An 18,568-nucleotide genomic window follows, 5' to 3' on the forward strand; every position below is an offset into this window, starting at 1 on the left:
GGTCTGTGCATCAGCGTGGCCAGATTGCAGGAGATCCCAGCGGAATTCGCGGACGACGACTCCATCTACGAGTCCTTCGGCGAGTACTGCGCAGAGATCGGCGTCGAACCCTACCCGGCCCAGGACGAGGCCTTCCTCACCATCCTCGCCGGCGACAACACGATCATGGCCACCCCGACCGGGTCGGGGAAATCCCTCGTCGCCCTGTTCGCCCTCTACCAGTCGTACACCCGCGGCATCCGGGCCTACTACACCGCCCCGCTGAAAGCCCTGGTGAGCGAGAAGTTCTTCTCACTCATCGATGCGTTCGGCGCTGAGAACGTCGGTATGATCACCGGCGACTCGACTGTCAACGGCGATGCGCCCGTCATCTGCGCCACCGCCGAGATCCTGGCGAACCAGGCGCTTCGCGAAGGCGGGCTCCTCGACGCCGGGATGGTCGTCATGGACGAATTCCACTATGTCGCCGACCCCGCACGCGGTTGGGCCTGGCAGGTCCCGCTGCTCGAGATGCCGCAGTCGCAGTTCGTCCTCATGTCCGCGACTCTCGGCGACACCACCGAGATCTGCCGCACGATGGAGGAGACGACCGGGCGCGATTCCTCGGTGGTCACCTCGGCGACACGGCCGGTCCCGCTCGAATACGAGTACTCGACCGAGACGCTCTCGGACACGCTGCGCGGCCTCGTCCGCAATGACAAGGCGCCGGTCTACGTCGTCTCCTACTCGCAGAACGGAGCGATCGATCTCGCCACGAATCTGCTGTCGGTCGACCTCGCCTCCAAGGAGCAGAAGGCCGCCGTCGCCGAGGCGATCAAGGGCTTCGCCTTCGGCAAGGGCTTCGGACAGAGCCTGCGCAGACTGCTCCTCCACGGCGTCGGAGTCCACCACGCCGGAATGCTCCCGAAGTACCGGCGGCTCGTCGAACAGCTTGCGCTCAAGGGAGTGCTGCTCGTCATCTCCGGCACCGATACTCTGGGGGTCGGCATCAATGTGCCCATCCGCTCCGTGCTGCTGACGGGTCTGACGAAGTTCGACGGCCGCCGGATGCGCAGGCTCAGCATCCGCGAATTCCAACAGCTGGCCGGACGTGCCGGCCGGGCCGGATTCGACACCCGGGGCTATGTCATCGCCCAGGCGCCCGAACACGTCATCGACAACCTGAAGGCCGAGGCGAAGGCCGCGAACGACGACAAGAAGAAAAAGAAGAAGGTCAAGAAGAAGGCCGCTCCGGCCGGATTCGTCGGCTGGTCGTCCGAGACCTTCGCCAAACTCATCGAAGGCGACTCCGAGACGCTGCGTCCGCGGATGAAGATCGATCATTCGACGATCCTCAATCTCATCGCCCGTCCCGGCTCCGATGTGTCCACCATCAGCGACTTCATCGACAAGACCCATGAGAGCAGAGACCGCAGGCTCGACCTCAAGCTCACAGCCCTGAGCATCGGACGCTCGCTCATCGACGCAGGGCTCATCGAGGTCAGGGGAGACGAACTCGTCCCCACCGAGGACCTCGGTCCCCAGTTCGCACTCAACCAGCCGCTGGCGCCGTTCGTGCTCGCGGGGCTCGAACTCCTCGACGCAGACGACGAGACCTACGCCCTCGACGTGGTCTCCCTCGTGGAATCGACCACCTCGGTGCCGTACCAGATCCTCAAGGGACAGCTCGATCGGATCAAGGCGGACACGCTGGCCGAGCTCAAGGCCGAAGGCGTCGACTACGCCGAGCGCATGGCCGTCCTCGACGAGATCGAAGGCCCCGCACCGTTGGCCGATGTGCTCGAACCGGCCTTCGAGCATTTCGTCGAGACCCACCCATGGCTGCGCGGAGGCAGCTTCGAACCGAAGTCCGTCGTCCGCGACATGTGTGAGCAGGCCATGGGCTTCACCCAGTTCGTGGGATATTATTCCCTGACCCGAGCCGAGGGCGGCCTGCTGCGCTACCTCACCGACGTCTACCGGGCCCTGCTGCACAATGTGCCGGCCGAGAACCGGACCGAGGAGCTGTCGACGATCATCGAATGGCTGGGAGAGACCATCGCGCGCACGGATTCCTCCCTGCTCGACGAATGGCGGACCCTGCAGGGACTCGACCCGACGGAGTTCTCCGGCGAGGAGCTGCCCGATCTCGACCGGCGCTTCTCCGAGAACACGAAGGTCTTCACGGCGGAGATCCGCAACGCTCTGTTCCACCGGGTGCTTCTGGCCGAACGAGCCGACTACGCCGAGCTCGGCCGGCTCGACTCCGAATCCGGCTTCGACGCCCGAGCCTGGGAGGACGCGATCGAGGACTTCTACGACGAATACGGAGACCTGCTCATCGACCAGAAGGCCCGCGGACGGGAATATATCGACATCGAACCCGGTTCCCAGACATGGAGCGTCCGCCAGATCCTGGCCGACCCCGAGGGGAACCGGGACTGGGCCATCGACGCCGAGGTGGACGTGGCCGCCAGCGACGAAGCCGGAGACATCGTGCTCCGGATCGTCTCCGTCGGAGAGATCGGCAGCGGTCGGTGAACACCGAACCCGAATCGGTCGGCGTCGGAACGGCGCCTGAGAATCCGCAATGTCAGTGCCGAGTAATACAGTGGTCAGGTGATGAAAACCAATAACGGTGAGCAAGTGACAGGCGTCTCCCATCTCGACACCCTGTGGGTCAAGGGTGCGCGGGCACACAATCTCAAGAACGTCGAGATCGCCCTGCCGCGCGACTCCATGGTCGTGTTCACCGGCCTGTCCGGATCCGGCAAGTCCTCGCTGGCGTTCGACACGATCTTCGCCGAGGGGCAGCGGCGCTACGTCGAATCCCTGTCCTCCTACGCCCGCATGTTCCTCGGACAGATGGACAAACCCGATGTCGACTTCATCGAAGGGCTGTCCCCGGCTGTGTCGATCGACCAGAAGTCGACGTCTCGCAACCCGCGTTCGACCGTGGGCACGATCACCGAGGTCTATGACTTCCTGCGTCTGCTGTGGGCGCGCATCGGGGTGCCGCACTGTCCCGTGTGCGGTGAGGTGATCACGAAGCAGACGCCGCAGCAGATCGTCGACCAGCTGCTCGAACTCGAGGAGCGCACGAAGTTCCTCGTGCTCGCACCCGTCGTGCGTTCGCGCAAGGGGGAGTTCGTCGACCTCTTCACCGACCTCCAGACCAAGGGCTTCTCCCGCGCCATCGTCGACGGCGAGCAGATCAGCCTGAGCGAGCCCCCCACGCTGGAGAAGCAGTACAAGCACACGATCTCCGTGGTCGTCGACCGACTCGTAGCCAAACCGGGCATGCGTCCCCGACTGACCGACTCCGTCGAGACCGCCCTGGGACTGGCCGACGGCCGCATCGACATCGACCTCGTCGACGAGGGCACGATCCGCACCTTCTCCGAGCACATGTCGTGTCCGAACGAGCACCCGCTGACGATCGACGAGATCGAACCGCGCTCGTTCTCCTTCAACTCTCCCTTCGGCGCCTGCCCCACCTGCGACGGCATCGGCACCCGCCTCCAGGTCGATGAGAACCTCGTCGTGCCCGACGACGATCTCAGCCTCGGCGCCGGTGCGATCGCCCCCTGGTCGGGCGGCAAACAGGTCTCGAAGTACTTCAACCGTCTCCTCAAGGGACTCGGAGACGAACTCGGCTTCGACATGAAGACGCCGTGGAAGAAGCTGCCGAAGGCGGCGAAGACGGCGATCCTCACCGGCAAGGACTACAAGGTCCATGTGAAGTACAAGAACCGCTTCGGTCGTGAACGCACCTATTCGACCGGGTTCGAAGGCGTGTACCAGTACATCCAGCGCAAGCACGAGGAGACCGAGTCGGACTGGTCGCGGGAGCGCTATGAGTCCTATATGCGCGAAATCCCCTGCGCCAGCTGTCAGGGCAGCCGCCTCAAACCCGAGATCCTCGCCGTCAAGGTCGGCGACCGCTCCATCGCCGAAGTCTCCGAGCTCGCCCTCGACGAGGCCGCTGAATTCCTCGGCTCCCTCGAACTCAGCGACCGTGACGCCGCCGTGGCGGCGCAGGTGATGAAGGAGATCAACGCCCGGCTCGGATTCCTCCTCGACGTCGGACTCGACTATCTCAGCCTCAACCGGGCCGCCGGCACGCTCTCCGGCGGCGAGGCCCAGCGCATCCGCCTGGCCACCCAGATCGGTTCGGGACTCGTCGGGGTCCTCTACGTTCTCGACGAACCCTCGATCGGTCTGCACCAGCGCGACAACCGCCGGCTCATCGAGACCCTCAACAAGCTCAAGGACCTCGGCAACACCCTCATCGTCGTCGAACACGACGAAGACACCATCGAATCCGCCGACTGGATCGTCGACATCGGTCCGGGAGCCGGCGAACACGGGGGAGAGGTCGTCTACGTCGGTCCCGTGCCCGGACTCAAGGATGCCGAGGGATCGATCACCGGCGACTACCTGTCCGGTCGTCGCGAGATCCAGATCCCCGCCGCCCGCCGACCCGTGGACAAGGACCGGATGGTCACCGTGGAGAAGGCGGTGGAGAACAACCTGCGCAACGTCACCGTGTCCTTCCCCCTCGGAGTGCTCACCGCCGTCACCGGGGTCTCCGGTTCGGGCAAGTCCACCCTGGTCAACGAGATCCTGTACACCCAGATGGCCAACGTCCTCAACGGGGCCTCACGGGTGCCGGGACGCCACAAGCGGGTGACCGGTCTGGAGAACCTCGACAAGGTCGTCCACGTCGATCAGTCGCCGATCGGTCGCACTCCCCGTTCGAATCCGGCCACGTACACGGGAGTCTTCGATCATGTGCGCCGGCTGTTCGCGGAGACCGAGTCGGCGAAGGTCCGCGGCTATCTGCCCGGACGGTTCTCCTTCAACGTCAAGGGCGGGCGCTGCGAGAACTGCAGCGGCGACGGCACGATCAAGATCGAGATGAACTTCCTGCCCGATGTCTACGTCCCCTGCGAAGTCTGCCAGGGAGCCCGGTACAACCGGGAGACCCTCGAAGTGACCTTCAAGGGAAAGAACATCGCCGAAGTCCTCGACATGCCCATCGAGGAGGCCAATGACTTCTTCGCCGCGATCCCCGCGATCTCGAGGCATCTGAAGACCCTCGTCGAAGTCGGGCTCGGCTACGTCCGCCTCGGCCAGCCGGCGACGACTCTCTCCGGCGGTGAGGCACAGCGGGTGAAACTCGCTGCCGAACTGCAGAAGCGCTCCCGTGGACGCACCGTCTACGTGCTCGACGAACCGACGACGGGTCTTCACTTCGAGGACATCTCGAAGCTGCTCATGGTCCTCCAGGGTCTCGTCGACAAGGGCAACACGGTCATCGTCATCGAGCACAACCTCGATGTCATCGGCAACGCCGATCACGTCATCGACCTCGGTCCCGAGGGCGGACGCGGCGGCGGGCAGGTCATCGCCCAAGGCACACCGGAAGAAGTCGCCGAGGTGTCCGCATCGCACACCGGTCGATTCCTCAAACCGATGCTCGACGCCTGATCCGAATGCCCGAACCCTCCAGCTACCGTCCGGCCACAGGGACGATCCCCACCTCGGCCGGGGTCTACAAGTTCCGCGACCCCGACCGACGGGTCATCTACGTCGGGAAGGCGAAGAATCTCCGGAATCGGCTGAACTCGTACTTCTCCAATCCCGCCCAGCTGCATCCGCGGACCTCGACGATGGTCCATACCGCGAACTCCGTGGAATGGACCGTCGTCGACACCGAGGTCGAAGCACTCCAGCTCGAGTGGACGTGGATCAACGAATACAATCCGCGGTTCAACGTCATGTTCCGCGACGACAAGTCCTACCCCTACCTCGCGATCACCATGAATGAGGAGGTGCCGCGGGCCTACATCACCCGCGGGAAGCGTCGCAAGGGGATCAAGTACTTCGGTCCCTTCGCGCAGGTGTGGGCGATCAAGGACACGCTCGACCTGCTGCTCAGAGCCTTCCCGATGCGCACCTGCACTCCCGGCGTCTACCGTCGCGCCGAACGCAGCGGTCGGCCCTGCCTGCTCGGCTACATCGACAAATGCTCCGCGCCCTGCGTCGGACAGATCGGCAAGGACGAACACCGGGAGCTCGCCCGCAGCATCACCGACTTCATGTCCGGCAACACCGGTCGGTTCATCAGCTACCGCCAGAAGGAGATGGCGGCGGCCGCGGCCGAGCTCGACTATGAACGCGCTGCGCGGCTGCGCGATGAGATCACGGCCCTGCAGAAGGTCCTCGACAAATCCGCGGTCGTTCTGTCGGTGAGCGCCGACTGCGATGTCTTCGCCCTCGTGACCGAAGAGCTCGAAGCCTCCGTGCAGGTCTTCCACGTCCGGCAGGGACGCATCCGCGGCCAACGCGGATGGATCATCGAACGCTCCGACGACCACACCCCGGCCGAACTCACGACCGACTACCTGCGCCAGGCATACTCCGGCGTCGACGCCGAGGCGATCCCGAAGGAGATCCTCGTCGACACGCTTCCGGCCGATCTCGAGTCCCTGGAGAGCTGGCTGAGCGAACAGCGCGGTTCGCGAGTGACGGTGCGCGTACCCGAGCGGGGGGAGAAGAGAGCTGCCCTGGAGACCGTTGCGAAGAACGCCAAGGAAGCGCTCGTCCAGCACAAGCTCAAACGCTCCTCAGACCTGACCACCCGCAGCCAGGCGCTGAAGGAGATCCAGGAGCACCTCGGACTGCCCGAGGCCCCGCTGCGGATCGAATGCATCGACATCTCCCACACCCAGGGCTCGAACGTCGTCGCCTCCCTCGTCGTGTTCGAGGACGGGATGGCCAAGAAGCGCGACTACCGGCACTTCGCCATTCACGGGGAAGCGGCAGCCGACGACACGGCGTCGATGTACGACGTGGTGTCCCGCCGCTTCAGTCGCTACCTCGAACAGATGGGCGCCGACGAACCCGATGAGCGCTTCGGCTACCGGCCCAGCCTCCTCGTCGTCGACGGCGCCGGACCCCAGGTCTCTGCCGCCACCAAGGCCCTGCTCGACCTCGGGATCGTCGACATCTCCGTGGTCGGCTTGGCGAAGAGACTTGAGGAGATCTGGGTTCCCGAAGATCCCTTCCCGGTCATCCTGCCGCGCAACTCCGAGGGCCTCTTCCTCATGCAGCGGCTGCGAGATGAGGCCCACCGCTTCGCCATCACCTACCATCGCTCCAAACGGGCGAAGGCGATGACGAGTTCCGTCCTCGACGACATCTCCGGGCTGGGGGAGTCCAAGCGCACCGCTCTGCTGCGGCACTTCGGCTCCGTGAAGAAGGTCCGCGCCGCCACTGCCGAGGAGATCTGCGAGGTCAAGGGAATCGGTCCCTCCCTCGCTGCGAAGATCGTCGATGCGATGGCCGACTGAGCGGTTCGGATCTGGCTTAGAGTAGTGCCCAGAGACGCAGTGCCACGCACCGATCGGGCACAGACAGAGGAGGACGTGTGAGTACACAGGCCATAGCGGACGGTTCCGACCACCCCATCGAGGTCGTGCTCGTCACCGGCATGTCCGGAGCTGGCCGGACAACCGTGGCCAATGTGCTCGAGGACATGGACTGGTACGTCGTGGACAACCTGCCGCCGCAGATGATGCGGCCGTTGGTCGAGCTCGTCGCCCGCGCCGACGGCGCCCTGCCGAAGATCGCCATCGTCATCGACGCGAAGGGGCGAACGAAGTACACGGAGCTGCAGGAGACGATCGGGGACTTCCTCGACCAGGGACTGTCTCTGCGCATCCTCTACCTCGAAGCCTCCGACGAGGTCCTCGTCCGCCGGTTCGAGTCGACCAGACGACCCCATCCGCTGCAGGGCGAGGGCACTCTCCTCGACGGCATCGAGGCAGAGAAGGCCCAACTCGAGACGCTCAAACACCGAGCCGATATGATCGTCGACACCTCGGATCTCAACGTCCACCAGCTCTCGGCCGAGATCCGCAAACGCTTCAGCGACGACGACACACCGCCCCTGCGGCTGACTGTGATGAGCTTCGGCTTCAAATACGGTCTGCCCAAGGACGCCGACCACATCGCCGATGTCCGCTTCCTGCCCAACCCGTACTGGATTCCGCACCTGCGCGGACACAACGGCCTCGACTCCGATGTCGCGAGCTTCGTCCTCGAACAGAACGGCGCCGAGGAATTCATCTCGCGTTATGCGGCGACGCTGTCGACCGTGGCCGAAGGGTATCTGCACGAGGGGCGCGGCTATGCGATGATCGGCATCGGCTGCACCGGCGGCAAACACCGTTCGGTGGCGATCAGCGAACGCGTGGGCAAGCTCCTGTCGGCGCAGACGGGCATCCCCGTGACCGTGCGCCACCGTGATCTGGGAAGAGAATGATATGGAGACCGAAGATCTTCCCGTCATCACACCGGGTGCCCAGAATGAGGGTCCGAACATCGTCTCCTTCGGCGGCGGACACGGCCTGTACGCCGCACTGCGGGCGTTCCGCCTGCTCACCGAGGAACTCACAGCCGTCGTCACCGTCGCCGATGACGGCGGATCCTCCGGCCGCCTGCGCGACGAGCTCGGCGGGCTGCCTCCCGGAGACCTGCGGATGGCGCTGGCCGCTCTGTGCGACGACGGGACCTGGGGACAGACCTGGCGAGATGTCATCCAGCACCGCTTCGAGTCCGAGGGCGAGCTCTCCGGACATGCGGTGGGCAATCTGCTCATTGCGGCCCTGTGGCAGATCCACGGTGACCATGTGGCCGGACTCGACTGGATGGCTCGGCTGCTGCGCGCCCACGGCCGCGTGCTGCCCATGTCCTCGGTGCCGCTGACGATCGAAGCCGATGTGAAGTTCCCCGGCTCGTTCCAGGTCGTGCGCGGACAGTCCGTGCTCGCCTCCACCCGCGGGCACGTCGAGACCGTGCGGCTCGATCCGGCCGATCCGCCCGCTCGCTTCGAAACCGTCGAGGCGGTGCAGGAGGCCGATGTCCTCAACCTCGGTCCCGGTTCCTGGTACACCTCGGTGATGCCGCATCTGCTCGTGCCCTCGCTCGCCGAGGCGATCGTCGCCTCGAAGGCGGTGAAATCACTCACGCTCAACCTCAGCTCGACCGACGGCGAGACCAGGGATCTCAGCCTCGGCGAGCACCTCGTCTCCCTGCACCGCCACGCCCCGTCCCTGACCTTGGACTACGTCCTCGTCGACGAGGCGGCCACGGAGCTCGAGCCGGATCTGGCACAGCGGGCGCGGGACATGTTCGATGCCAAACTCTGGCAGCGACCGCTGCGCTCCCGCAGGCAGGGTCAGCATGACAGCCTCAAACTCGCGGCATGCTACCGTGACATGTTGTTGGACGCCGGGATCGGTGTCGCCGAGCAGTGGTAGGACATCAGGTGCAGGAGGACGAGCAATGGCACTGACCGCTCAGGTCAAGGACGAGTTGGCGCGAGTGAAGATCACTCGCACCTCCGCGCGCAAGGCCGAAGTGTCGTCGATCTTCCGGTTCTCCTCGGCGCTGCATCTGGTCAACGGCTCGATCGTGCTCGAAGCCGAACTCGACACCGCGCAGGCGGCGAAGCGCCTCCGGGCCGAGATCAAGGACCTCTATGGCCAGCACGCCGATATCGTCGTCATCAATGCCGCCGGGATCCGCCGCTCCAACCGCTACCTGCTGCGCGTGACCCGCGACGGCGGCGCGCTGGCCCGGCAGACCGGCCTCGTCGACAACCGAGGACGGCCCGTGCGGGGTCTGCCCTCGGCCATCGTCAACGGCTCCGTGGCTGACGCCGAGGCCGCCTGGAGAGGTGCCTTCCTCGCCCACGGCTCCCTGACCGAACCCGGACGCTCCTCCGCCCTCGAAGTCACCTGCCCCGGCCCCGAGGCGGGCCTGGCCCTCGTCGGAGCCGCCCGTCGCCTGGGACTGAGTGCGAAGGCCCGCGAGGTCCGCGGCGTCGACCGCGTGGTCATCCGCGACGGCGATGACATCGCTGCACTGCTCACCCGGATGGGCTCCCACAGTGCGGTGCTGGTCTGGGAGGAGCGCCGGATGCGGCGCGAGGTCCGCGCCACGGCCAACCGGCTGGCGAACTTCGACGATGCGAACCTGCGCCGGTCGGCGCGTGCCGCTGTGGCCGCAGGTGCCCGCGTCGAACGGGCCCTGGAGATCCTCGGCGACGAGGTCCCCGAACATCTGCGATATGCCGGTCAGCTGCGCGTCACCCACAAACAGGCCTCGCTCGAGGAGCTCGGCCAGCTCGCGGACCCGCCGATGACCAAGGACGCGGTGGCCGGGCGGATCCGCCGGCTGCTGTCGACGGCGGACAAACATGCTGAGGAACTGGGAATTCCCGGCACAGAAGCCAGCCTGACCCCGGAAATGCTCGAGGATCGCTAAGATCGAGGCATGAGACGAATCGCCATCAACGGCTTCGGCCGCATCGGCCGCGCCCTGTTCCGCCTGTCCCTCGAACCCGGCAGCGACTTCGACGTCGTCGCCATCAACGACCTCACTGACACCACCACTCTGGCCCATCTGCTCACGCACGACTCCGTGTGGCCGCGCTTCGACCACGAGGTCGAGACCACCGAGGACTCCCTGTCCGTCGACGGTCGTACGGTGACCGTATTCAGCCAGGCCGATCCCGGGAGCATCGACTGGTCCTCCCACGGCGTCGAACTCGTCGTCGAGTCCACCGGCCGGTTCACCCGCCGCGATCAGGCCGAGGCCCACCTCGGCGGATCCGTGAAGACGGTCCTTCTCTCGGCCCCGGGCAAGGACGTCGACGCGACCTTCGTCATGGGCGTCAACGAAGCCGATTACGATCCGGACCGGCACACCGTGGTCTCGAACGCCTCGTGCACGACGAACTGCATGGCCACAATCGTCAAGGCCATGGACGACGGCCTCGGCGTCGAATCCGGGCTGCTCAACACCGTCCACGCCTACACCGGTGACCAGATGCTCGTCGACGGTCCGCACCGCGACCTGCGCCGTGCCCGTGCCGCGGCCGTCAACATCGTGCCGACCACGACCGGAGCCGCACGCACCGTCGGCAAGGTCATGCCGCACCTGGCCGGCAAGCTCGACGGGCTCGCCGTCCGCGTGCCCGTGCCGGCGGGCTCGATCATCGACTTCACGTTCACGCCCAGCCGTGAGACGAGCCTCGAGGAAGTCAACGACATCCTGGCCCGGGCTTCCGAGGACTCGCCGTATCTCGACTATTCCGACGATGAGCTCGTCTCGACCGACATCGTGGGCACAACGGCCTCGGCGATCGTCGATTCGAAGCTGACGATGGTCCTCGGCGATCAGGTCAAGGTCGTGGCCTGGTATGACAACGAATGGGGTTACACGAACCGCCTCAAAGACATGGTCAGCTTCATTCTCGGGGAAAGGGACTCATGAGGACATTCGACGACGCGGGGATCTTCGCCGGGCATACGGTGCTCGTCCGCAGCGATCTCAATGTGCCGATGGACGAGGGCACGATCACCGATCGCGGCCGCATCGACGCGTCGGCGCGAACGATCCGGCAGCTCGCGGAGGCGGGAGCCAAGGTCATCGTCATGTCTCACCTCGGGCGTCCGAAGGGGGAGCCGGATCCCCAGTTCTCCCTGCTGCCGATCGCGGCGGAACTCGGCGAGGCCATCGGCCGTGAGGTGTTCTTCGCCGCCGACACCGTCGGGGAGGAAGCGCAGTCCAAGGCCGCCGCGCTCGAGCCGGGCCAGGTGCTGCTGCTCGAGAACCTGCGCTTCAACCCCGGGGAGACGTCGAAAGACGAGGACGAACGTCGGGCCTTCGCCGAGCAGCTGGCCGCACTCGCCGACGATTTCGTCTCCGACGGCTTCGGCGTGGTCCATCGCAGGCAGGCCTCGGTGTATGAGATCGCCGGCCTTCTGCCGCACTTTGCCGGTTCGCTCGTGCGCTCCGAGGTCGAGGTCAGCGACCGGCTGCTCAACGACCCCGCGTCGCCTTTCACTGTGGTTCTGGGCGGATCCAAGGTCTCGGACAAGCTCGGTGTCATCGACAACCTCATCGAGCGGGCGGACAATCTGCTCATCGGCGGCGGCATGGTATTCACCTTCCTCGCCGCACGCGGCCACAGCATCGGTGCGAGCCTCGTCGAGACCGAGCGGATCGACGACGTCAGGGGCTACCTCGAACGCGCGGAGGCCGGAGGAGCCAAGATCGTGCTGCCGACCGATATCGTCATGGCGGCCTCCTTCGCCGCCGATGCCGACAACTGGGTTCGCGAGGTCTCGGAACTCGAATCCACTCCCGCCGGCGCAGAAGGGATCGGCCTCGACATCGGGCCCGAGTCCGCGAGGGCCTACGCGAAGATCATCGAGGACTCGACGACCGTGTTCTGGAACGGCCCCATGGGCGTCTTCGAATTCCCGGCCTTCGCTTCCGGCACCAAGGCCGTCGCCGCGGCTCTGACGGACACGGCGGACACCACCGGGCGAGAGCGCCTGACCGTCGTCGGCGGCGGAGACTCGGCCGCGGCCGTGCGCAGCCTCGGCTTCTCCGACGACGACTTCGGCCATATCTCCACGGGCGGAGGCGCCAGCCTCGAATACCTCGAAGGCAAGACGCTGCCCGGACTCGAAGCACTCGCGTGAGGAAGAGGACAACCATGAGCGATCGCACCCTGCTGCTGGCAGGCAACTGGAAGATGAACCACGACCACCTCGAGGCGATCTCCAGCGTCCAGAAACTGGCCTGGGCACTGGAGGACGCGAAGCTCGACGAGAGCAGCTGCGAGGTCGTCGTCATCCCGCCGTTCACCGACATCCGCTCCGTGCAGACCCTCGTCCAGGGGGACAAACTGTGGCTGAAGTACGGCGCTCAGGACGTCTCGCAGCACGCGCCCGGCGCACACACCGGTGAGGTCGCCGCGCCTTTCCTGGCCCGACTCGGCTGCACCTATGTCGTCATCGGGCACAGCGAGCGGCGGGCCGACAACCACGAGACGAACGAGGTCGTGGCGGCGAAGATCCGTGCCGCGCTCTCGGCCGAGCTGACCCCGATCGTCTGTGTGGGAGAGTCACTGCAGCAGCGGCAGGAGAAGACGCACATCGACTTCACTCTGCGCCAGCTCGAGGAGTCCCTGGCCGGATTCGCGGCGGACGAGCTCGAGGGCCTCGTCATCGCCTATGAACCCGTGTGGGCGATCGGCACCGGTGAGACCGCCACCGCGGCCGATGCCGCCGAGATGGCCACAGCCATCCGGGCGCGGATCGAGGAGACCTACGGAAGCGGATTGGCAGGATCCACCCGCATCCTCTACGGAGGTTCGGTCAAAGCCGACAATGTGTCCGAGATCGTATCCTCCGCAGACGTCGACGGGGCTCTGGTCGGCGGTGCGAGCCTCAGCGGCCCGGACTTCGCCGCTTTGTGCAAGGCCGCGGTCGCCAAGTAGACTGACAGACGAATCACTCGACGAAACATAGGTTGAATCCGACGTGGAAATCCTCAACATCATCCTCATCGCTCTGCTCGTGATTACGAGCATCTTCCTCACCCTGCTGATCCTCATGCACAAGGGCAAGGGCGGTGGCATGTCCGACATGTTCGGCGGCGGAATGTCCTCTTCTCTCGGGTCGTCGGGAGTCGCCGAGCGCAACCTCAACCGTTTCACCACGCTGATGGCGATCGTGTGGGCGGCCTGCATCATCCTGCTCGGCATCCTCACTCGCTTCAACGCCTGACGACGGGCGCCGAGGCGATTCCGCCTCGTGAGCAGAAGGACCCCGACCGATACGGTCGGGGTCCTTGTCGTATGTGGGGTCGAGGCGCCTCGGCAGGGACAGTCAGTCGATGCCGAAATGGTGGCGGGGACTGACTGCAGCGACCGCTTCCCGCAGCTGCTCGAGCCCGCGTGCACGATCGAGCAGATGCACCCGCAGAACGGGTCGGCCCTTGGAACGCAGCGCAGCCGCGTCACCGGCAGCCTGCGCGCGCTGCAGCTGAGCGAAGCTGTAGCCGAGTCCGGGCACGAGGATGTCCGTGCGCGCTTCGCCCGTGATCTGGAGGAACACGCCGTTCGGGCGTCCGCCCTTGTGGTACTGGCCGGTCGAGTGCAGATAGCGGGGCCCGAAGCCGAACGTGGTCTGGACACCCGCATGAGCGGACACCAGCGGACGCAGCCCGGCTGCATCGGCATCGGCGAGACGATCGAGATATGCCTGGACCGCGACGTACCCGTATTCGTCGACCTGCCCGAACAGCTCCTGCAGAGCGGCGACGAGATCCGTGGCCTCTCCGACGGTCTCGATGACGTCGATGGAACCTTCCCGGAAGACGGGTTCGGCCGACTGCGCCGTGACCGGCTGGTCGAGCAGCTGCCTCGCCTGCGCCTTCGCCTCTTCGACGTCCGGTTGGTCGAAGGGATTCACGCCGATGCTGTAGCCGGTGAACGCCGTCGCATGCTCCCAGAACAGGAACAGTTCGCCGAGGTCGCCCGTGACGGTGGCCTCGAAACCGGACGGGGCACCGAGCTCCGCGTCTTCATCGGCGGAGCCGAGCAGGCACAGAAGCGCATCGGCGCGCGCATCGGAGAAGCCGACGTCGGTGGGGGAGTCCACGACGACGGGGAGGATGCCCTGCTCGTCCTTGCCCAGGGATTCGGCGATGAGCTGTTCGATCCATGCCGCGAGTCCGCGCGGACTCGGATCGGCCTCGGCGAGGACGAGCTTCTCCGTCGCCCGCGCATGAGCGATGCTCAACCACGTGCCGAAGCGAAGCGCCGGATTGTCGAGGCTGTCCGCGGCGAAGAGTTCTGCCGCAGCGGCGGCGTCGGCGACGACTGCGCGGACATCGGCGCCGGCGAGACCAGCGGGGACGAGCCCGAAGGCCGACAGTGCGCTGTAGCGTCCGCCGACGGTCTCATCAGCGTGGAAGACAGCGAGGAACCCCTCATCGGCAGCCAGCCTGTCGAGTTCGGTGCCGGGATCGGTGATGGCGACCATCCGGGAGGCCGGATCGATTCCCACGGATTCGAATGCCGCGGCGAAGCTGCGACGGATCGCATCGGTCTCCACGGTCGTTCCCGACTTCGACGCGACGATGAGCACCGTGTTCGACAGATCGGTCCCGACCGCCTCGACGATCTGGTCCGGGTCCGTCGAATCGACGACTTCGAGCTGCACTCCGGCGGTCGCGGCCATCACCTCGGGTGCCAGCGAGGAACCGCCCATACCGGCGAGGCTGATGGTCCGCAGACCGCGTTCGACGAGTTCGACTCGCAGGGCTTCGATCCGGGTGAGCAGTTCCTCGGCCCGGTGCGGCAGCTCCACCCAGCCCATACGCTGGTGGGCACCTTCGGCACCGGAGAACAGTTCGGGGTCCTGCCGACTCAGGCGCGAGGCCAGACGAGAGTCGACGAGACGCGCTGCCTCGGCGTCGAACTCGGCGCTGACCGGAACTTCGAGTGAGAGTCTCATGATCGGTCCAGTGCCGTTCGGATCGTCTCCTGCAGTTCGGTCCAGCTGACGTCGAACTTCTCCAGACCCTGCTCTTCGAGCACAGTCATCACCTCCGCATAGTCGATGCCGAGCCGAGCCAGGGCGTCGAAGACCTCATCGGCGGCCCGGTAGTCCTCGGCAGTGATCTCCCGCGTGACCTCACCGTGGTCGGCGAAGGCCTGCAGGGTGGGTTCGGGCATCGTGTTCACGGTGTTCGGAGCCACGAGCTCCGAGACGTACATCGTGTCCGCGTAGTCGGGATTCTTCACCCCTGTCGAGGCCCACAGCAGACGCTGCGGGCGAGCCCCTGCGAGTTCGAGGACCTTGAACCGCTCCGAGGCGAACAGCTGGGAGTGGATCTCATGGGCGAGCACGCAGTTCGCGATCCCGGCACGCCCCTTGAGGTCGGCGGCCGCCGGGTCGTCGAGCGCATCGAGGCGCGCATCGATCTCGGTGTCGACACGGGAGACGAAGATCGAGGCCACCGACCGGATCGTCGAGAGGTCGTGACCGGCAGCTCGGGCCTTCTCCAGCCCCTGGAGGAACGCTTCGACCACGTGACGGTATCGGGTGAGGGAGAACACGAGGGTGACGTTGACGCTGATCCCGGCGGCGATGGTCTCCGCGATCGCCCGCAGTCCCGCCTCGGTGGCGGGGATCTTGATCATCGCATTCGGTTCGCCGACCCGCTCCCACAGGGCCTTCGCCGATTCCACGGTGGCTTCGGCGTCATGGGCCAGCGGGGGAGCGACCTCGATCGACACGCGCCCGTCGTCGCCGTCGGTGGCGTCGAAGACGGGACGGAAGACACGCGCGGCTTCGGCGACGTCGGCCGTGGTCAGAGCCTCGATGGCGGCGTCCACATCGGCGCCTTGCCGACCGAGCTCAGCGACCGCGGAATCGTAGTCCGCGGCTGCGGAGATCGCATTCGCGAAGATCGTCGGATTCGTCGTCACACCGGTGACCGAGGACTCGTCGATGAGCCGGGCGAGATCCCCGGACTCGAGACGGGTCCGGGACAGGTCGTCGAGCCAGATGGAGACACCGGCGCGACTCAGCCGATTCAAACGCTCACTCATGCTTCCGCCTTCGCTGCCGTGATGGACTCTTCGGCGGCGTCGACGACGGCCGCCGGGGTGATGCCGAACTTCTCATACAGCGTCGCATAGTCCCCCGAGGCTCCGAAATGCTCGAGGGACACGGCACGCCCGGCATCGCCGAGGTACCGGTGCCAGCTCATCGCCGAGGCCGCCTCGATGCTCACCCGCGCCTTGAGGGAGCGCGGCAGAACCGTGTTCCGGTATTCCTCGGGCTGAGCGTCGAACCATTCCTGGCAGGGCATGGAGATCACGCGTGCCGCGGTTCCCGACGCCTGCAGGGTGCGTGCGGCTTCGAGAGCGATGGCGACCTCGGACCCGCTGGCGATGATCGCGACATCGGGGTGGTCGCCGGTGTCGGTGAGCACATAGCCGCCGCGGGCCGCCTCGGAGGCCGGCGCGTATTCGTCCCGGTCGAGGACGGGCACGGCCTGGCGAGTGAGGACGAGGCCGCTCGGGCCGTCCGTGCGGTCGAGGATCTTCCGCCACACGACCGCCGTCTCGTTCGCATCGGCCGGGCGGACGACGTCGAGTCCGGGGATAGCACGCAGGGCGGAGAGGTGTTCGATCGGCTGGTGCGTCGGACCGTCCTCGCCGAGGCCGATGGAGTCGTGCGTCCAGACGAATACGTTCGGGATCTGCTGCAGGGCCGCCAGCCGGACGGCAGGACGCTGGTAGTCGCTGAAGACGAGGAACGTGCCGTTGTAGGGCCGTGTGCCTCCGTGGAGCGCGATGCCGTTGCCGATGAGGCCGGCGGAGAACTCGCGGACGCCGAAGTGGATGTTGCGACCGTACTCGTGGCCGGAGAAAGCCTCGGTCGAACGGTGCGCGGGCAGGAAGCTCGGCTCACCCTTGATCAGCGTGTTGTTCGAGCCGGCGAGATCGGCCGAACCTCCCCACAGCTCCGGCATCGTCTCCGCGATCGCGTTGAGCACCTGCCCGGAGGCCGCGCGCGTGGCGATGCCCTTCTCACTGGCGTCGAAGACCGGGAAGGCCGCATCGAGACCAGCCGGCAGCTCGCGCTTGGCCAGGCGATCGAAGAGCGCCGCGTTGTCCGGATTGGCGCTGCGCCAGGCGGCGAAGGAATCGTCCCACTTCAGGTGGGCCTCGCGGCCGCGGTCGAGGGCCTTGCGGGTATGGGCGAGCACCTCGTCATCGACGGCGAAGCTCGCGTCCGGATCGAAGCCGAGGAGCTCCTTGGTCGCGCGGATCTCGTCGTCACCGAGTGCGGCACCGTGCGAGCCGCCGGTGTTCTGGGCGTTCGGAGCCGGCCAGGCGATGATCGTCGACAGGCGGATGAACGACGGCCGGGAATCCGCACGCGCCGCCTCGACAGCGGCGTGGAAGGCCTGGATGTCCTCGCTGTAGCCGTCTCCGGCGGTGAAGTCGACATGCTGAACGTGCCAGCCGTAGGCGGCGTAGCGGGCGGCGGTGTCCTCGCCGAAGGCGATGGCGGTGTCATCCTCGATGGAGATCCGGTTGTCGTCCCAGATCACCAGCAGGTTCGACAGCTCCTGGGTGCCGGCCAGCGATGAAGCCTCACCGGACACACCTTCCTCGAGGTCCCCATCGGAGGCGAGGACGATGACGGAGTGATCGAACGGGGAGGCCCCGGGAGCCGCCTCGGGGTCGAAGAGACCGCGTTCACGGCGAGCCGCCATGGCCATGCCGACAGCTGAGGCGAGGCCGGAGCCCAACGGGCCGGTGGTGATCTCGACGCCGGCGGTGTGGCCGACTTCGGGATGGCCCGGAGTCAGGGATCCCCAGGTGCGCAGCGCCTTGAGGTCATCGAGTTCGAGTCCGAATCCGGCCAGGTAGAGCTGGATGTACTGGGTGAGCGAACTGTGACCGCAGGAGAGGACGAAACGATCACGGCCGACCCAGGTCGGGTCGGCCGGGTCGTGGGTGAGTCCGTGCTGATAGAGGTAGTGGGCGATGGGAGCGAGGCTCATCGCGGTGCCCGGGTGACCGTTCCCCGTCTTCTGGACCGCATCGGCGGCGAGGAGGCGGGCGGTGTCGACTGCGCGGTTGTCGAGTTCAGTCCAGGACAGGGAATTCATGTCTTCGAGCGATCCTTCGTTC

13 protein-coding genes are annotated in these 18,568 nt (G+C 66.2%); 10 read left to right on the top strand and 3 right to left on the bottom strand.

Features of this window, described 5'->3' with window-relative positions:
- Positions 1-15: 15 nt before the first annotated feature.
- From IIE29_RS08740 to secG, 10 genes are all read left to right on the top strand, one after another.
- Positions 16-2,520: a DEAD/DEAH box helicase gene (locus IIE29_RS08740; RefSeq protein WP_209324846.1), complete on the top strand. Its 2,505-nt coding sequence runs from the start codon at positions 16-18 to the stop codon at positions 2,518-2,520.
- Positions 2,521-2,601: 81 nt separating this feature from the next.
- Positions 2,602-5,472 (top strand): excinuclease ABC subunit UvrA, encoded by a 2,871-nt coding sequence (gene uvrA / locus IIE29_RS08745; RefSeq protein ID WP_209324936.1) that lies wholly within the window; start codon positions 2,602-2,604, stop codon positions 5,470-5,472.
- A 5-nt stretch (positions 5,473-5,477) separates the two neighbouring features.
- Positions 5,478-7,337, top strand: a complete 1,860-nt coding sequence (uvrC, locus tag IIE29_RS08750) for an excinuclease ABC subunit UvrC (protein WP_209324847.1) — start codon at positions 5,478-5,480, stop codon at positions 7,335-7,337.
- A gap of 77 nt (positions 7,338-7,414) precedes the next feature.
- A complete protein-coding gene (rapZ, locus tag IIE29_RS08755) occupies positions 7,415-8,311 on the top strand; it encodes an RNase adapter RapZ (protein ID WP_209324848.1) in 897 nt (298 codons plus the stop codon).
- 1 nt (position 8,312) lies between these two features.
- Positions 8,313-9,308 carry a gluconeogenesis factor YvcK family protein gene (locus IIE29_RS08760; RefSeq protein WP_209324849.1) on the top strand — a complete coding sequence of 332 codons (996 nt, stop codon included), beginning with the start codon at positions 8,313-8,315 and terminating at the stop codon, positions 9,306-9,308.
- 25 nt (positions 9,309-9,333) lie between these two features.
- Positions 9,334-10,317, top strand: a complete 984-nt coding sequence (gene whiA, locus IIE29_RS08765) for a DNA-binding protein WhiA (protein WP_209324850.1) — start codon at positions 9,334-9,336, stop codon at positions 10,315-10,317.
- Positions 10,318-10,326: 9 nt separating this feature from the next.
- Complete coding sequence (gap, locus tag IIE29_RS08770; RefSeq protein WP_209324851.1) at positions 10,327-11,328, top strand: type I glyceraldehyde-3-phosphate dehydrogenase; 1,002 nt, start codon at positions 10,327-10,329, stop codon at positions 11,326-11,328.
- Entirely contained in the window at positions 11,325-12,545 is a 1,221-nt protein-coding gene (locus tag IIE29_RS08775; protein WP_209324852.1) for a phosphoglycerate kinase, read from the top strand. The genes gap and IIE29_RS08775 overlap by 4 nt, the downstream gene beginning before the upstream one ends.
- A 14-nt stretch (positions 12,546-12,559) precedes the next feature.
- A complete protein-coding gene (gene tpiA, locus IIE29_RS08780; RefSeq protein WP_209324853.1) occupies positions 12,560-13,345 on the top strand; it encodes a triose-phosphate isomerase in 786 nt (261 codons plus the stop codon).
- 43 nt (positions 13,346-13,388) lie between these two features.
- Positions 13,389-13,634: a preprotein translocase subunit SecG gene (gene secG / locus IIE29_RS08785; protein ID WP_209324854.1), complete on the top strand. Its 246-nt coding sequence runs from the start codon at positions 13,389-13,391 to the stop codon at positions 13,632-13,634.
- A 102-nt stretch (positions 13,635-13,736) separates the two neighbouring features.
- Here the strand turns inward: secG and IIE29_RS08790 are convergent, their stop codons facing one another.
- Genes IIE29_RS08790 through tkt form a run of 3 tightly spaced genes read right to left on the bottom strand, consistent with a single transcriptional unit; the run spans position 13,737 to position 18,546 of the window.
- Positions 13,737-15,368, bottom strand: coding sequence for a glucose-6-phosphate isomerase (locus tag IIE29_RS08790; protein WP_209324855.1), 1,632 nt, complete (start codon positions 15,366-15,368; stop codon positions 13,737-13,739).
- On the bottom strand, positions 15,365-16,468 hold the full coding sequence (gene tal, locus IIE29_RS08795; protein ID WP_209324856.1) for a transaldolase: 1,104 nt from the start codon (positions 16,466-16,468) through the stop codon (positions 15,365-15,367). Before tal ends, IIE29_RS08790 begins: the two co-directional genes overlap by 4 nt.
- The gene (gene tkt, locus IIE29_RS08800; protein ID WP_209324857.1) at positions 16,465-18,546 is read right to left on the bottom strand and encodes a transketolase; all 2,082 of its coding nucleotides are present in this window, start codon (positions 18,544-18,546) and stop codon (positions 16,465-16,467) included. Before tkt ends, tal begins: the two co-directional genes overlap by 4 nt.
- Positions 18,547-18,568 lie beyond the last annotated feature (22 nt).

The organism is Brevibacterium renqingii, assembly GCF_017808095.1.
GTDB classification, from domain to species: Bacteria; Actinomycetota; Actinomycetes; order Actinomycetales; family Brevibacteriaceae; genus Brevibacterium; species Brevibacterium renqingii.

Excerpts from the sequence above, each read along its gene's own strand:
- whiA (WP_209324850.1), top strand. The coding sequence starts at position 9,334 with ATGGCACTGACCGCTCAGGTCAAGGACGAGTTGGCGCGAGTGAAGATC.
- tkt (WP_209324857.1), bottom strand. The coding sequence starts at position 18,546 with ATGAATTCCCTGTCCTGGACTGAACTCGACAACCGCGCAGTCGACACC.
- uvrA (WP_209324936.1), top strand. The coding sequence starts at position 2,602 with ATGAAAACCAATAACGGTGAGCAAGTGACAGGCGTCTCCCATCTCGAC.
- tal (WP_209324856.1), bottom strand. The coding sequence starts at position 16,468 with ATGAGTGAGCGTTTGAATCGGCTGAGTCGCGCCGGTGTCTCCATCTGG.
- tpiA (WP_209324853.1), top strand. The coding sequence starts at position 12,560 with ATGAGCGATCGCACCCTGCTGCTGGCAGGCAACTGGAAGATGAACCAC.
- gap (WP_209324851.1), top strand. The coding sequence starts at position 10,327 with ATGAGACGAATCGCCATCAACGGCTTCGGCCGCATCGGCCGCGCCCTG.
- IIE29_RS08760 (WP_209324849.1), top strand. The coding sequence starts at position 8,313 with ATGGAGACCGAAGATCTTCCCGTCATCACACCGGGTGCCCAGAATGAG.
- IIE29_RS08775 (WP_209324852.1), top strand. The coding sequence starts at position 11,325 with ATGAGGACATTCGACGACGCGGGGATCTTCGCCGGGCATACGGTGCTC.
- uvrC (WP_209324847.1), top strand. The coding sequence starts at position 5,478 with ATGCCCGAACCCTCCAGCTACCGTCCGGCCACAGGGACGATCCCCACC.
- IIE29_RS08790 (WP_209324855.1), bottom strand. The coding sequence starts at position 15,368 with ATGAGACTCTCACTCGAAGTTCCGGTCAGCGCCGAGTTCGACGCCGAG.